Origin of the sequence: Gluconobacter japonicus, assembly GCF_002723975.1 — a bacterium.
GTDB classification, from domain to species: Bacteria; Pseudomonadota; Alphaproteobacteria; order Acetobacterales; family Acetobacteraceae; genus Gluconobacter; species Gluconobacter japonicus.
Window position 1 is genome coordinate 182,402 of record NZ_BEWO01000002.1, and the last position, 14,902, is coordinate 197,303.

12 protein-coding genes are annotated in these 14,902 nt (G+C 58.7%); all 12 read left to right on the plus strand.

The features are described 5' to 3' along the window. Position 1: 1 nt before the first annotated feature. From GJA01_RS02225 to ftsZ, 12 genes are read left to right on the plus strand one after another with little or no spacing between them, the layout of a single operon-like run. Positions 2–1,453 carry a UDP-N-acetylmuramoyl-L-alanyl-D-glutamate--2,6-diaminopimelate ligase gene (locus GJA01_RS02225; protein ID WP_062505541.1) on the plus strand — a complete coding sequence of 484 codons (1,452 nt, stop codon included), beginning with the start codon at positions 2–4 and terminating at the stop codon, positions 1,451–1,453. Continuing rightward, positions 1,450–2,826 (plus strand): UDP-N-acetylmuramoyl-tripeptide--D-alanyl-D-alanine ligase, encoded by a 1,377-nt coding sequence (locus tag GJA01_RS02230; RefSeq protein ID WP_062505539.1) that lies wholly within the window; start codon positions 1,450–1,452, stop codon positions 2,824–2,826. Before GJA01_RS02225 ends, GJA01_RS02230 begins: the two co-directional genes overlap by 4 nt. Beyond that, entirely contained in the window at positions 2,826–3,917 is a 1,092-nt protein-coding gene (mraY, locus tag GJA01_RS02235; protein ID WP_010503952.1) for a phospho-N-acetylmuramoyl-pentapeptide-transferase, read from the plus strand. Before GJA01_RS02230 ends, mraY begins: the two co-directional genes overlap by 1 nt. Then, positions 3,914–5,260 carry a UDP-N-acetylmuramoyl-L-alanine--D-glutamate ligase gene (murD, locus tag GJA01_RS02240; protein ID WP_062505537.1) on the plus strand — a complete coding sequence of 449 codons (1,347 nt, stop codon included), beginning with the start codon at positions 3,914–3,916 and terminating at the stop codon, positions 5,258–5,260. The genes mraY and murD overlap by 4 nt, the downstream gene beginning before the upstream one ends. Before the next feature lie 5 nt (positions 5,261–5,265). After that, positions 5,266–6,459 carry an FtsW/RodA/SpoVE family cell cycle protein gene (locus GJA01_RS02245; protein WP_062505535.1) on the plus strand — a complete coding sequence of 398 codons (1,194 nt, stop codon included), beginning with the start codon at positions 5,266–5,268 and terminating at the stop codon, positions 6,457–6,459. Further along, on the plus strand, positions 6,456–7,553 hold the full coding sequence (murG, locus tag GJA01_RS02250) for an undecaprenyldiphospho-muramoylpentapeptide beta-N-acetylglucosaminyltransferase (RefSeq protein ID WP_062505533.1): 1,098 nt from the start codon (positions 6,456–6,458) through the stop codon (positions 7,551–7,553). The genes GJA01_RS02245 and murG overlap by 4 nt, the downstream gene beginning before the upstream one ends. A 40-nt stretch (positions 7,554–7,593) precedes the next feature. Next, the gene (murC, locus tag GJA01_RS02255) at positions 7,594–9,030 is read left to right on the plus strand and encodes a UDP-N-acetylmuramate--L-alanine ligase (protein ID WP_062505531.1); all 1,437 of its coding nucleotides are present in this window, start codon (positions 7,594–7,596) and stop codon (positions 9,028–9,030) included. Further along, on the plus strand, positions 9,027–9,941 hold the full coding sequence (gene murB, locus GJA01_RS02260; protein WP_062505529.1) for a UDP-N-acetylmuramate dehydrogenase: 915 nt from the start codon (positions 9,027–9,029) through the stop codon (positions 9,939–9,941). The genes murC and murB overlap by 4 nt, the downstream gene beginning before the upstream one ends. Continuing rightward, positions 9,938–10,849, plus strand: coding sequence for a D-alanine--D-alanine ligase (locus tag GJA01_RS02265; protein ID WP_062505527.1), 912 nt, complete (start codon positions 9,938–9,940; stop codon positions 10,847–10,849). The genes murB and GJA01_RS02265 overlap by 4 nt, the downstream gene beginning before the upstream one ends. Next, positions 10,849–11,838 carry a cell division protein FtsQ/DivIB gene (locus GJA01_RS02270; protein WP_062505526.1) on the plus strand — a complete coding sequence of 330 codons (990 nt, stop codon included), beginning with the start codon at positions 10,849–10,851 and terminating at the stop codon, positions 11,836–11,838. The genes GJA01_RS02265 and GJA01_RS02270 overlap by 1 nt, the downstream gene beginning before the upstream one ends. After that, positions 11,835–13,232, plus strand: a complete 1,398-nt coding sequence (ftsA, locus tag GJA01_RS02275) for a cell division protein FtsA (protein WP_010503963.1) — start codon at positions 11,835–11,837, stop codon at positions 13,230–13,232. The genes GJA01_RS02270 and ftsA overlap by 4 nt, the downstream gene beginning before the upstream one ends. A 57-nt stretch (positions 13,233–13,289) precedes the next feature. Beyond that, complete coding sequence (ftsZ, locus tag GJA01_RS02280) at positions 13,290–14,834, plus strand: cell division protein FtsZ (protein WP_010503964.1); 1,545 nt, start codon at positions 13,290–13,292, stop codon at positions 14,832–14,834. Positions 14,835–14,902: the final 68 nt, after the last annotated feature.

The following is a 14,902-nucleotide window of genomic DNA, read 5'->3' on the forward strand; positions in this document are numbered from 1 at the left end:
CATGCGTCTCTCTGAACTTCTCCGGCAGAATGGTTCCGTTCTGTCGCCTTCCGTCGACCCTGAAATCCTGACTGTCACGGCAGACAGCAGACAGGTTCAGCCGGGCACACTGTTTTTCGCTCTGCGTGGCGCGAAACAGGACGGAGCAGCATTTATTCCTCAGGCTGTCGCAAAGGGTGCCGTCGCCATCATTGCGGATCATCCCGCTGAAGCAGACATCCCGGTTCTCCTGACGCCGGACGCCAAGCATCTGCTTGCGCTGATGGCGGCAACACTTGCGGGGCCTCAGCCCTCCTGCATTGCAGCCGTCACCGGAACGAACGGCAAGAGCAGCACGGCTGAGTTTCTGCGTCAGCTCTGGACGCTTCAGGGACTCAAGGCTGCAAGCCTCGGCACGCTGGGACTGATTGCGAATGTCGATGTTCCGCCTCCCCCTTCCCTGACAACACCCGATCCGGTCTCACTGGCAGCCACGCTGGCGTCTCTGGCCCAGCATGATGTGAACCATGTTGCCCTTGAAGCATCGTCTCATGGTCTGGAACAGCATCGGCTGGATGGTGTGAGGCTCAATGCTGCCGGGTTCTCGAACCTGACGCGGGACCATCTGGATTATCACGGCACTCTTGAAGCCTATCGTGCAGCGAAACTGCGTCTGTTCGAAGATCTCCTGCCCGCCAGTGGTATTGCTGCCGTCAATGCGGATATGGATGCAGACACGCTGAACGCCCTGCACGCTATCGCAGCACAACGGGGCATGACACTTCGGACAACGGGCAAGACGGGACAGGCCCTGCGCCTTCTGGAAACGCGCCCAACGCCAACGGGCCAGATTGTGCGCCTGTCTCTCTATGGCGAAGACTTACCGGAAATGACGCTTGGTTTGCCGGGACTGTTCCAGGCCGACAATGCGATGCTGGCGGCGGCAATGTGCTGGCAGACAGAAAACGACGCACGTGGTCTTGTGGATCTGCTCCCCCAGTTAACGGGTGTGCGCGGGCGTTGCGAACGAGCTGCTGAACTATCCAATGGCGCCGCAGCGTATGTGGATTACGCCCATACGCCTGATGCTTTGGAACGCGTTCTGGCAAGTCTTCGCCCCCATACAGAAGGCCGTCTGGTTGTGGTCTTTGGGGCGGGTGGTGATCGGGATCGTGGCAAGCGTCCGCTCATGGGCGAAGTTGCAGCCCGCATGGCCGATGTGGCAATCGTCACGGACGACAACCCCCGTACGGAAGAACCGCAGAGCATTCGCGCTGCCATTCATGCAGCCTGCCCGGATGCACTGGAAATCGGTGATCGCCGGTCTGCCATTGCAGCCGGTCTGGAGGCCCTTAAGCCCGGTGACATTCTGGTCGTGGCGGGCAAAGGTCATGAACAGGGGCAGATTGTTGGCCAGACGGTTCTTCCGTTTGATGATCGCAGCGTAATCCGTGAACTGGCAGGTGCAGCATGACCGCTCTCTGGACCAGTCAGGAACTTCGTGACGCTACACAGGGCACACTTGCCGCTGATATCAGTGTGACGGGTATTTCCATTGATACACGCACTCTGAAGCCCGGCGATCTGTTCATTGCCCTCAAAGGCGAAACCAGTGATGGGCATGCCCATATTGCACAGGCACTCGAAGCTGGCGCGGCGTGCGTCATGGTTCATGACACGCAGGGTTCGACAGACCCTCGTCTGCTGATCGTCACGGATACGATGGGTGGCCTTGAAGCACTCGGGCGTTACGCGCGCGACCGTTTTGACGGAAAGGTCATTGCCGTTACGGGAAGTGTGGGGAAGACCACCACGAAAGATATGCTGCGTACGGCTCTGTCGGCTCTTGGTCCGACACATGCGGCCGTCGCGTCCTACAACAACCACTGGGGTGTCCCTCTGACGCTCGCTCGTCTGCCACGGGACGCACGGTTCTGCGTCAGTGAAGTTGGCATGAACCATGTCGGTGAAATTGCGCCATTGGCGACGCAGGTGCGGCCGGATGTGGCAATCATCACCACGATTGGGACGGCGCATCTCGGCCATATGGGCAGCGTTGAAGAAATTGCACGCGAAAAAGCTACGCTCTTTGGTGCTTTGACTGCGGATGGCACGGCCGTCGTTCCTGACGACGCAATCGGACAGGATTTGTTCCGTGCGGCACTCCCAGCCCATGCGAAGCTCTGGCACAGTGGTCTTTCCGTTAATTCTGAAATCCGGCTGACTGGTCTTGTCTGCACAGCAAACGGAAGTGACTTTGTCCTGACGCTTCCGGAAGTCGGAGACCTGAGCGTGCATCTGAATGCACCGGGTCGCCATCTTGCTCGCAATGCAGCACTCGCTCTGGGGGCCATCGCTGCACTTGGAGAAGATGTTTCCGAGGCGGCGCGTGCTTTGACGGATTTTGTCCCGGGTGCCGGGCGCGGTCAGATGCGTGCAGTGCTGAATGGTGTTCAGTTGCTTGATGAGAGCTACAACGCCTCCACAACCAGTATCCGTTCGACGCTCGAAACGCTTGCCCTTCTGCCAGCGAAACGTCGCGTGGCTGCCTTAGGTGACATCCGCGAACTTGGCGCGTTTGCGGATGCCGAACACTACTCTTTGGCGGATGCTGTCATCGCATCCAATGCGATCGCTTTCTGCTGTGGCGAGCATATGCGCGCCCTTTACGACGCTCTGCCTGAAGCTCTGCGCGGGGCTTACGCACCAGACTCACGTTCGCTCGCCCCTCTCCTTCTCAACGCTCTCCGGCCCGGCGATCTTCTGCTTGTCAAAGGCAGCCTGGGTAGCCGGATGCGCGATGTCATCGCCGCTCTCGATAACGCTTCCAACCCGGTCTCTGCCTGATGCTCTTCAATCTTGTTGCCTCACATGCCTCGTCGCATGGGGGCTTCTTCAACCTTTTCCATTATCTGACCTTCCGTTCTGGATGTGCCTGTCTGACGGCACTGGTGATCTCGCTTGCGCTCGGCAATCCGTTCATCGCGCAACTCAAGCGGATCCAGCGTGAAGGCCAGCCTATCCGGGCACTTGGTCCTGAACGTCATATTCTGGAAAAGGCGGGCACGCCGACCATGGGCGGGATGCTGATCCTGATTGCGCTGTTTTCCGCAACGCTCCTCTGGGCGGATCTGACAAACGGCTTTGTCTGGGCGGTTATGTTGACGACTGCGGCTTTTGGAGCGGTTGGGTTTGCGGACGATTACCTGAAGCTTTCCAAGCGCAACACGCAGGGCGTCTCAAAACGGATGCGACTGGGCTGTGAATTTGCGGCCTCCCTTATTGCGGGCATCTGGCTCCAGCATCTGACGCCCCCGGAAATTCGCAACGCCGTAGCCTTTCCCTTTGTGAAGGATATTCTCCTGCCCCTGGGTTATGCTTTTCCGCTCTTTGCCATGATTACGATTACCGGGTTTGGCAATGCCGTGAACTTCACGGATGGTCTGGATGGTCTGGCCATTGTTCCGGTTGTGATCGCGGCACTGGTCTTTGCGCTGATTGCCTATCTGGTCGGCAACCATGTCTTCGCGGATTACCTTCAGCTCCACCCAGTTCCTGGGACCGGAGAACTGGCGGTTTTCTGTGCCGCACTGATCGGAGCCGGGCTTGGCTTCCTGTGGTTCAACGCTCCGCCAGCAGCCGTTTTCATGGGGGATACGGGCTCACTTTCGCTTGGCGGCGCACTGGGTGCCGTTGCTGTGGCCGTCAAGCATGAGCTTGTTCTGTGTATTGTTGGCGGCCTGTTTGTGGCGGAGACGCTGTCCGTCGTCATTCAGGTGTTCTGGTACAAACGCACCGGGCGGCGGGTATTCCTGATGGCTCCGCTGCATCATCACTTCGAAAAGAAGGGCTGGCAGGAGCCGAAGATCGTCGTACGGTTCTGGATTGTCTCCATTGTTCTGGGGCTGTGTGGTCTCGCCACACTGAAACTGAGATGAACGGATTTCCGACAGATCTTCTTGCAGGTGAGCGCTACGCTGTCTGCGGTCTCGGCCGTAATGGTGCAGCCGTGGTTGATGCGCTTCTGAGAATGGGGGCCGAGGTTCAGGCATGGGATGATCGCAATCCTGTCCTTCCGCCTCATGACCGCCTGACGCTCGCTCCTCTGACGGATCTGTCGGGCATGACAACCCTTGTGCTGTCACCGGGTATTCCCCATCTTCTCCCGAGCCCGCATCCCGTTGCCGAACTGGCCCGCGCACAGGGTATTCAGATCCTGTCCGATGCCGAACTGCTCTATCGCGCAGTCAGAAAAGCCGGATCACAGGCGCGTTTTGCCGCCGTCACCGGGACCAACGGCAAATCCACGACGACGGCCCTTCTGGCCCATCTGCTTCAGTCCGCCGGAGTCCCTTGCGCGGCGGGTGGCAATCTGGGAACGGCATCCCTCGCCCTCCCCCTGCTTCCTGATCAGGGCGTCTATGTCATTGAGATGTCGTCCTATATGCTGGAACGGCTCGACCGTTTTCATGCCTCCACGGCATGCCTGCTGAACATCACGCCAGACCATCTGGATCGCCATGGCGATATGGACGGGTATGCCGCCGCCAAAGCGCATGTCTTTGACAATATGACGTCAGATGACCTGGCTGCCATCGGACAGGATGATCCATGGTGCCAGAGAATTGCAGACGATGTCGCGCCTCAAGGCGTGACAGTCACGTTCCTTGACCCTGATGCAGTACCTGAATTTGTGGGGGACGCCCTGCCGGGCCGACACAATCTTCAGAACGTTGCAGCAGCCTGGGCCATGGCGCGCCATCTTGGTCTGAGCGATGATGATATTCGCAAGGGGCTGGCATCCTTCCCTGGCCTCGAACACCGGCTTCAGAAAATCGCCGAACGCGATGGTGTCGCTTTCATCAATGACAGCAAGGCCACCAACGCAGAGGCTGCGTCCAAGGCGCTTGGATCTTATGAGCGCGTCATGTGGATTGCAGGCGGAACAGCCAAGGCAGGCGGCATCGACATGCTGGTTCCGTGGTTTGACCGGATTGCGCAGGCATTCCTGATCGGTCGGGATACAGCCATTCTGGCGGAAACACTCAAGGCCCATAACGTGCCCTTTACGCTTTGCGAAACGCTGGATCGTGCCGTCCCTGCAGCGTTTGAGGCGGCTTTGGCAGAAGGCGTAAACACCGTTCTGCTCTCCCCAGCCTGTGCAAGTTTTGATCAGTTTCGCAGTTTTGAGGATCGTGGGTCACACTTTCTCCAGATTTGCGATAATATTGTGAAATCAGGCTATTCGGGCGAAATGCTCACAACAGAACAGGAAGGGTGACGGTCATGGCGGGTACCTCCCGTGTCGATTCATCGGCAGCCGCCCGCTGGTGGCGCAATACCGACCGGGTCACGCTCGCCTGCGTTGGCATCCTGATTGGCCTTGGCTACGTTCTGATGCTTGCAGCCAGCCCGGCCGTTGCATCGCGCATCGGCGCGTCCCGCAACATGTTCATTCTCAAGCAGGTCATCTTTCTGGCTCTTGCCGGAGCGATCGTGCTGGGTGTTTCGTATCTGTCCCGCGAAGGCGTGAAGAAACTGGCCTTCATTGGCGGAATCATTGCACTTGCCGCCACGGCCATGACGCTTGTTCATGGCATGGAAATCAAAGGCGCGCGGCGATGGATTGCGCTCCCCATGATGTCCGTTCAGCCGTCCGAGTTTTTAAAACCCTGTTTCGCCGTGGTGACGGGGTGGCTGCTGTCTGCCCGGCGTACCGTCGTGCTGCGTGGAAATATTGCGTTTCCCGGTATGATCCTCGCCTTCGCCTGTTTTGGAATCATTCTGGCTCTGCTGAAATCCCAGCCCGACATCGGCATGTTGTCCGTCATTACGATGGTCTTCATGACGCAGCTTTTCGTGGACGGTCTGCCGCTTTATTGGGTCGGGCTCTGCGTTGCGGGCATGGTTGGCGCATTCGGTATGGCGTTTGTCATGTTCCCGCATGTCCGTTCCCGTGTTGAGCGCTTCCTACATCCGGATGTCGGCGATCACTATCAGATCGACACGGCTCTGCGCGCGTTCGGCAATGGTGGCCTTCTGGGCCGTGGCCCGGGCGAAGGACGCGTCAAGGACCTGCTGCCTGACGCCCATGCTGACTTTGTATTTGCAGTTGCGGGCGAAGAATATGGGCTGTTGCTCTGCTTTGGCATCATCATCGTTTTCGGGATTATCGTTCTTCGCACATTGCTGAAGCTGATGCGGGAAGAAGACCCGTTTGTGATCGTCTCTGCTGCCGGTCTGGTCACAGGTTTTGGGTTGCAGGCCTTCGTCAATATGGGATCAACGCTCCATCTCATTCCGACGAAAGGCATGACCCTGCCGTTCATTTCTTATGGCGGCAGTTCGGCCATGTCCGTGGCAATGACGATGGGCATGGTTCTCGCACTGACGCGCCATCATGTTGGCCCAGGCAGGATTGCCCAGCGCGTCGCGACGCCCTACACCCCCGGTTCCCTGCTCGAAAGACACACACCATGAAACGCCCGATTGTCATTGCTGCCGGCGGAACGGGAGGACATTTCTTCCCAGCTGAAGCTGTTGCGACAGTTCTGGCGGAACGTGGTCATGATCTTGTTCTCATGACGGATGCCCGACATGGGCGCCGTGAGACGGGTCTGTTCAAGGATCGTCCGCAATATGTGCTGGACGGTGCTGGCGTGGCGGGCAAAGGCATTGGCGGCAAGTTGCGTGGCGTGACGGCTCTGCTGCGCGGGATGCTGGAAGCCCGCAAGATCCTGAAAACTTTGGAAGCGGCAGCCGTTGTGGGCTTTGGTGGGTATCCCTCCATTCCGCCGTTGCTGGCGTCCCGGATGTTGCCGAAAGCCCGGCGGCCGGAGATGGTGATCCATGAAGGCAATGCCGTTCTGGGTCAGGCCAATGCGTTCCTGTCCCGTTTTTCTCCACGGATTGCTACGTCCTATGAGAACGTGGCCCGGTTGCCACAAGGCTCGCATGTAAGCTTGACGGGCATGCCCGTTCGGGCGGGCATTGAAGCGCTCTTTGGACAGCCCTATGTCGCGCCAACTGAAACCGTTCGCATCCTTGTCTGGGGCGGATCTCTTGGTGCGCGTGTGTTCTCGGATGTTGTCCCGCAGGCTTTGGCGGCTTTACCGATCGGGTTTCGCACGCGTCTGCATGTGACACAGCAGGTTCGCGCCGAGGATACAGACCGTGTTCGCGCCATCTACGAAGAAGCGGGCATTGATGTTGACGTTGAGCCCTTCTTTAATGACGTGCCGGATCGTCTGAAATCCGCTCATCTGGTGATCGGCCGCGCAGGCGGCTCGTCTGTGGCAGAACTGGCCATGGCGGGTCTGCCGTCCATTCTGGTTCCGCTGCCCATCGCAGCCTCGGACGAGCAGGGTGCCAATGGCAAGGCGCTTCAGGATGCAGGTGCCGCGTGGATGATCCGCCAGCCGGACTTTACATCTGCCGCCGTTACGGCCCTGGTCGCCGATCTGCTGACTCATCCGGAACGTCTCGCGGCCGCTGCGGAAGCCGCCCGACACTTTGCTCGCCCTCATGCTGCCGCAAAGGTAGCCGACCTGATCGAATCAGTCCTCAAGTCCTGATCTTTTCCTTTTGTCCTATTACCTCAAGAGTACCTGCCCCATGCGCGCCCTGCCCCTGAACATCGGAACCATTCATTTCGTCGGTATCGGCGGTATCGGAATGTCCGGCATTGCGGAAGTTCTGCATATGCTGGGCTACCGGGTTCAGGGTTCGGATATCGCGGAAAGCTCGAATGTGCAGCGGCTTCGTCAGGCGGGCATCCAGATCCATATCGGACACGATGCCGCCAATTTAGGTGACGCTCAGGTTGTCGTGACGTCCACGGCTGTCAAGAAAGACAATCCGGAAGTTGTTGCCGCGCGTGCAAAGCTGATCCCGGTCGTGCGTCGTGCGGAAATGCTGGCAGAACTGATGCGTCTGCGGTGGTCCGTCGCTATTGGTGGCACGCACGGCAAAACCACAACGACAAGCCTCGTGGCCTGTGTTCTGGAACACGCCAAGCTGGACCCGACCGTTATCAACGGCGGCATCATCGAAGCTTACGGCACCAATACGCGCATGGGCTCCGGAGACTGGATGGTCGTAGAGGCCGATGAGAGCGATGGGTCCTTCCTGCGCCTTCCGGCCGTTATTGCCGTCATCACGAACATGGACCCCGAGCATCTCGATCACTGGGGAACGGAAGAAGCCATGCAGGCGGGCTATGACCAGTTCGTCTCCAACATTCCGTTCTATGGATTTGCAGTCCTGTGTGTTGATCACCCACAGGTCCAGCAGATGATCCCACGCCTGTCCGATCACCGCATCATCACCTATGGCTTCAGCCCGCAGGCCGATGTTCGCGCCGAAAAGGTTGTGATGGACAAGCGCGGTGCGACATTCGAGGTTGTGGTTACGAACCGTGCTCATAACCGGACCCGCCGGGCTGGGCCTTTCCGTCTGCCGATGCTGGGGCACCATAACGTTCTGAACTCGCTGGCCGCCATTGCCGTGGCGCTGGAAATGGAAATCAGTGACTCCGTGATCGCGTCTGGCCTCGCATCCTTCAAGGGTGTGAAGCGTCGCTTTACCCGCACTGGCGAATATAATGGCGTCGCGATCATTGATGACTACGGCCATCATCCAGTTGAAATTGCGGCTGTTCTGAAAGCTGCCCGTCAGGCTGGTGCGAAGAACGTTATCGCTGTTGTGCAGCCTCACCGTTATTCCCGTCTCAAAGGGCTGTTTGGGGAATTCTGCACCTGCATGAATGATGCAGACACCGTGATCGTGGCGGACGTCTATGCCGCTGGAGAAAGCCCGATTGAAGGCGCAGATCGGGACGCTCTGGTTGAGGGACTGCGTGATCGTGGCCACCGATCCGTTGTCCTGCTGCCTTCTCCCGAGCTTCTCCCGGAAATGATCAACGCCATCGCCAAGCCGGGTGATTATGTTGTCTGCCTTGGCGCGGGTACAATCACACAATGGGCTCAGACACTCCCGCATGATCTTGAAGCCCTGAACGCCAAGAAGCCAACAGCGGAAAGCGCGGTATGAACGACGCTTTCCCTGTCAGCGGACTGCGCGGACGCCTGACAGCCAATGCGCCTCTGGGTGCACGCGCGTGGTTCCGGACTGGTGGCCCTGCGGACTGGCTGTTCGTTCCGGAAGATGTGGAAGATCTCGCCGATCTTCTGCGTAACCGCCCAACCGATCTGCCGCTGACCGTTCTCGGGGCTTGTTCGAACGTCATTATCCGTGATGGTGGCATCGAGGGCGTCGTCGTACGTCTGGCCCGTGGCTTTTCGGATATTCAGGTCGAAGCGGACGGCATCATCGCGGGAGCGGCGGCTCTGGATGTCACGGTGGCCGAACACAGTGCTGCGGCTGGACTGGCAGGGTTGGAATTTCTTGTTGGGATTCCGGGGTCCATCGGCGGTGCGGTGCGCATGAATGCTGGTGCCTATGGCTCCGATATCAAAGCTGTTCTCGACTGGGCCGAAATCCTGACGGCTGATGGTGAACTGCGCCGCCTGTCCTGCGAAGAGCTGGGTTTCGATTACCGCCATTCCGAATTGCCAGACGGGGCGATTGTTATCCGTGCCCGCCTGCGTGGTACGCCTGACAACCCAGAGGCCATTCGTGAACGCCTTGCGGAAATCCGGGCCTCTCGTGAAGCCTCTCAGCCCGTGCGCGCCCGTACGGGTGGATCGACATTCCGCAATCCGGAAGGTCACAAGGCTTGGGCGCTGGTCGATGAAGCAGGCTGTCGCGGGATGATGCTTGGCGGTGCGCAGGTCAGTGAGAAGCACTGCAATTTCCTGCTCAACATTGGCGAAGCGACAAGCGAACAGCTTGAAACACTTGGTGAGACCGTTCGCCAAAAAGTTCTGGAGCAGAGCGGTATTGACCTGCACTGGGAAATCAGACGCATTGGTCGCAGGACTACAGGAGAGAAGACGATATGAAGGTCGCAGTTCTTTATGGCGGTACGTCCAGCGAGCGACCTGTCAGTCTTGTCAGTGGCGAGGCTGCCATCTCTGCCCTGCGCGAAAAAGGCCATGATGTCACGCCTGTGGATGTCGGATCCGATATTGCTGTCACGATTCAGGCCCTGAAGGCTGCTGCTCCGGACGTTGTTTTCAACGCGTTGCATGGCCCCAAAGGTGAAGACGGGGCCATTCAGGGCGTTCTGGAATGGCTTGGCATGCCCTATACGCATTCTGGCATCCGGGCGTCTGCTGTCGCCATGGACAAGGGAGCGACACGTATCCTTCTTGCCGCAGCTGGTCTGCCCGTTGCAGAAGGTCGCGTCGTCACGGTTGCCGAACTGGCAGAGGCTGATCCCCTTCCCGTCCCATATGTCATCAAGCCTGTTGCGGAAGGGTCTTCCGTTGGCGTTGAGATCATCCGTGCGGGCGATAACCGTCGTGCCGAAATTGCGCGGACATGGCGTTTCGGCAAGGAAGCCCTTGCGGAGAGCTTTATCCCCGGACGTGAACTGACGGCGGGTGTCATGGGGAATCGGGCACTTGCGGTAACCGATATCCTGCCAGCCGAAACTGCTGCATTTTACGATTTCGAGGCCAAGTACAAGGCTGGGGGCTCCCGTCACGTCGTGCCCGCTGACCTGCCTGCGGATGTCACGGAACGCGCGCTTGATTACGCTCTGCGCGCTCATCAGACACTCGGCTGCGCCGGGGCCAGCCGGACGGACTTCCGCTACGACGATGAGACTGACACGCTCATCATTCTTGAAGTCAACACACAGCCCGGTATGACCCCAACGTCCCTGTTGCCGGAACAGGCTGCTTATTGTGGCATTTCTTATCCGGACCTGTGTGACTGGATGGTTCAGGAGGCACTGAACCGCTGATGCGCAGGGACGGCCGCCCTCAGGAACCCGATTTCCACCGTGATCCCTCTTTTCGGGGTAATCGCCCGGCGGTTATGCCCCCGTATGAGGACAGGCCATCACGCGCAAAGCTCTTCTGGCGTCGTCAGAGGCGTCTGATCCGGCCAGGAATTGTGCTGCTGGTGGTCATGGGAATAGGCGTTGTGGGTGCCCGTCTTCTTTACGATGCGGCCTCCGAGGAGCGTTTCGGTCCCTTGCGCGAGAAACTTGTCGCCATGGAGCCTTTGCCCATCAGGCACGTCATCATCAATGGCCGTGGCATGACCAGTGAAGAGGCCCTTTATGACGCACTGGGTACAAATCTTGGCCGACCTATTTTCGGCTTTTCCGTGGAAGCTGCCCGCAAACGGATTGACGACCTGCCTTTTGTCGATCACGCCACAGTCGAACGTCGGATGCCCGATACGATCGTCATCAATCTGACGGAACGGACCCCGATTGCCGTCTGGCAGACCCATGGTCACTTCACCCTGATCAACCGTGCGGGCGAGGAAGTTCCGGATCAGGGCCTGACAGGAAAAAATGCTCAGGCTTTTCTTCAGCTTCCATTGGTTGTTGGTGAAGGCGCCAACAAGGCCGCAGCAAATGTGATTGATGCTCTGGCCAAACAGCCAGATGTCAAATCCCGTGTTACAGCACTGATCCGTGTCGGGGACCGCCGCTGGAACGTCACACTGAAAGACGGAACGACCGTCTTCCTGCCAGAAGGTGAGGAAGCCGCAGCATTCGCCCGCCTCGCCCGCTATCAGGGATCCATGCAACTCCTGGACCGGCCCGTTGTCTCGATTGACATGCGCTTGCCTGACAGAATGGTGATTCATCAGGTTCCGGCTCCTTCTCCCCCGCCTGATACCGCAACGGCTGACACTGCCAAGCCTGATCCAGCAAAATCCAACGCTGTTCCCTCCGCCCCTCCTTCTGACAGTAAGCAGACGACACAACAGCCATGACCGATCTCACACCAACGTCCGATCTTCCGGCTTTCCGTCGCCGGCGCGGTCTGCGGGGCCGGTCCCTGATTCCCGTGGGTGGGGAGCGTGATGTCGCGCTGAACCGAACACCACGAGAGATTCTGCCACTTCCGCCGGAAGAAACGTCCAAACCGCGCGTCTGGCGCAATGGCGTTTTCGGTGCGCTTGATATCGGCACGACCAAAATGACGTGCCTGATTGGAAAAGGTGAGCCTGACGGCTCCATTCAGGTGCTGGGCTATGGCTGGCGTCGCTCGCACGGCATCCGATCGGGATCCATTGTCGATATCCGTGAAGCCGAAGCTGCGATCCGTGCAACCGTCGGGCAGGCAGAAGAAGCCGCTGAACGTCGTATGGACTCACTGGTTGTCAATCTTTCCTGCGGGCATCCCCGCAGTCGCCTGATTGACGCACAACTGCCAATTGGTGGCCGGGAAGTTACGGATGGAGACGTTCAGCGGTTGATTGCAGACGGGCAGGCACGCGCTTGGTCGGAAGGGCGGGATGTCATTCATACCTTACCGATCGGGTATGTCGTGGACTCCATGTCGGGCATTGTTGATCCGCGGGGACATCAGTGCGAGCAACTCGCCACCAAGCTGCATGTCGTGGATATGAACTCCAGTGCCTTGCGTACGCTAGACACAGTTCTTCAGCATTCCGAACTGAAACTGGATGGTCTGGTTTCAAGTCCGTTTGCGTCCGGTGTTGCTGTACTGGCCGACGAAGAGCGGGATCTGGGCGTTACAGTTGTTGAAATGGGCGGCGGAACAACGTCTCTGGCCGTGTTCTGTGAAGGCAAACTGATCCACACAGCACAAATTCCTGTCGGCGGTCTGCATGTCACGCGCGATATTGCTGGCGTACTTTCCACGTCTCTGGAAACAGCCGAGCGCCTGAAAACCATGTATGGCGCGGCACAACTTGGCTCTGACGACCAGCGTGAGATTTTGTCAGTTCCCCTGATCGGTGAAGGGCGTGACCGTCTGGCCCGTATTCCGCGCTCAAAAGTGATTTCCGTTATTCAGCCTCGCGTTGAAGAGACGCTTGAACTTGTGCGTCATGCTCTCGACAATGCTGGCCTGGGGCGGCTCGCCAACGGGCGCGTCGTTCTGACAGGTGGCGCATCCCTGATGGAAGGGATTGTGCCTGTTGCAACACGTATTCTCGCTCGGCCGGTTCGCATGGGCAAACCGCTGAACGTTCATGGCCTGCCGGAGACTGCAGCAGCTTCGGCCGGTTTTTCCACCGCTGCGGGGCTTCTGGCCTGGGCAGCGGGTGCCGATCGCGATTTTGGAGACATTTCTGCTCCTGAACCTCGATCTGGTGGCCTTCTGAAGCGTTTCGTAGGCTTCATCCGCGATCGTGGATGAGCTACATAGAATCAACGCTCTTTTTTACTTTGCCTTCTCGCAGTTCCGGACCTGATCATGACTTTGAACCTTACCCCGACCCCGAACTCTCACGTTGAACTCGCGCCACGCATTACCGTCGTAGGCGTTGGCGGCGGCGGCACCAATGCCGTCAACAACATGATCGATTCGGAGCTCAAGGGTGTTGAGTTCGTTGTGGCCAACACGGATGCGCAGCAGCTTGCCCATTCCAAGGCAGAACGCCGCGTCCAGCTTGGCCCCCATCTGACGCGCGGCCTTGGCGCCGGTGCCAAGCCGGAAATCGGCCGGGAAGCTGCTGAAGAAGCGGCACAGGAAATCGAGCGTCAACTCGAAGGGGCAAATCTGGTTTTCATCACGGCTGGCATGGGCGGTGGTACCGGTACAGGCGCGGCTCCTGTCATTGCACGCATGGCGCGTGAACGTGGCGTTCTGACAGTCGGCGTTGTTTCCAAGCCGTTCAACTTTGAAGGACGTCGTCGTACGCTGGCTGCTGAGTCCGGCATTGCCGAACTTCAGAAGCACGTCGATACCCTCATCGTCATCCCGAACCAGAACCTGTTCAATTCAGCCAATCAGAACACGACGTTCCGTGAAGCCTTCAAGATGGCCGACAACGTCCTGAACATGGGCGTTCGGGGCATCACGGACCTGATGGTTTCTCCAGGTCTCATCAATCTCGACTTTGCGGACGTCAAGGCCGTGATGGAAGAGATGGGCAAAGCCATGATGGGCACAGGCGAGGCCAGCAGCGAAGAAGATGGCGAAGACCGTGCCGTTGCTGCTGCCGAGCGCGCCATTTCCAATCCGCTGCTGGAAGATGCCTCCATGGCAGGGGCTCGTGGCCTACTGATCAACATCACTGGTGGCGAAGATCTTACACTCTACGAAGTGAATGCGGCTGCAGATCGTATCCGTGAAGAAGTGGCGGAAGAAGCCAACATCATCTTCGGTGCGCTCATTGATGAAAACATGAACGGCCGGATCCGTGTCTCCGTTGTTGCAACAGGCATTGATACGCAATCCAAGAATGGTCCGCAGGGTCCAGAGACCGTTTCTGCTCAGCCGCCGGTTCAGCCACAGGCTTCGTCGCCGTCCTCTGCACCACGTGACAATACGTCCCAGCCTCGTTCGGCTCCGCAGAATTTCCAGCCTGGCTCAACCTACGCCGGTGGCCCTGCACGTCCGAATTTCAGTCTGGACCCCAACGCTCAACCCCAGCAGTCCCAGCCAGCCCCTGCAGCAGAGAGCCCGGTGGTACCGCCCGCCCATGTTGCGCCGCAACAGCACGTTCCAGCTCCGCAGGACGAGATGTCCCAGCGTTCTCCGCGGGCAGGTCTCTTCTCTGAACCACCCCGGAATCCTGCTCCTGAAGCCCCTCGTAGCCTCTTTGGCCTAATGACGGGAGCTTTCCGTAACCGCCCGGCACCTCAGCAGCCTACGCAATCGGCACCGCGGTCGGAGCCGCACGCGCGTGACTACCCTTCCGACCAGCATGGAACGCAGGATCAACGTCATCATCAGGCACCGACTGACGGATCTGACGATTCGACGCTAGATATTCCAACCTATCTGCGTCGCTAACAGCGGCTCAGTCCTTCCGCGATCTCCTGCTTCGCGGAAGCAGCCGGGTAATATCCGGCAACAATCAT

Bases quoted from the DNA above. Each gene is read 5' to 3' on its own strand.
- GJA01_RS02225 (WP_062505541.1), top strand. From the start codon at position 2: ATGCGTCTCTCTGAACTTCTCCGGCAGAATGGTTCCGTTCTGTCGCCT.
- GJA01_RS02230 (WP_062505539.1), top strand. From the start codon at position 1,450: ATGACCGCTCTCTGGACCAGTCAGGAACTTCGTGACGCTACACAGGGC.
- mraY (WP_010503952.1), top strand. From the start codon at position 2,826: ATGCTCTTCAATCTTGTTGCCTCACATGCCTCGTCGCATGGGGGCTTC.
- murD (WP_062505537.1), top strand. From the start codon at position 3,914: ATGAACGGATTTCCGACAGATCTTCTTGCAGGTGAGCGCTACGCTGTC.
- GJA01_RS02245 (WP_062505535.1), top strand. From the start codon at position 5,266: ATGGCGGGTACCTCCCGTGTCGATTCATCGGCAGCCGCCCGCTGGTGG.
- murG (WP_062505533.1), top strand. From the start codon at position 6,456: ATGAAACGCCCGATTGTCATTGCTGCCGGCGGAACGGGAGGACATTTC.
- murC (WP_062505531.1), top strand. From the start codon at position 7,594: ATGCGCGCCCTGCCCCTGAACATCGGAACCATTCATTTCGTCGGTATC.
- murB (WP_062505529.1), top strand. From the start codon at position 9,027: ATGAACGACGCTTTCCCTGTCAGCGGACTGCGCGGACGCCTGACAGCC.
- GJA01_RS02265 (WP_062505527.1), top strand. From the start codon at position 9,938: ATGAAGGTCGCAGTTCTTTATGGCGGTACGTCCAGCGAGCGACCTGTC.
- GJA01_RS02270 (WP_062505526.1), top strand. From the start codon at position 10,849: ATGCGCAGGGACGGCCGCCCTCAGGAACCCGATTTCCACCGTGATCCC.
- ftsA (WP_010503963.1), top strand. From the start codon at position 11,835: ATGACCGATCTCACACCAACGTCCGATCTTCCGGCTTTCCGTCGCCGG.
- ftsZ (WP_010503964.1), top strand. From the start codon at position 13,290: ATGACTTTGAACCTTACCCCGACCCCGAACTCTCACGTTGAACTCGCG.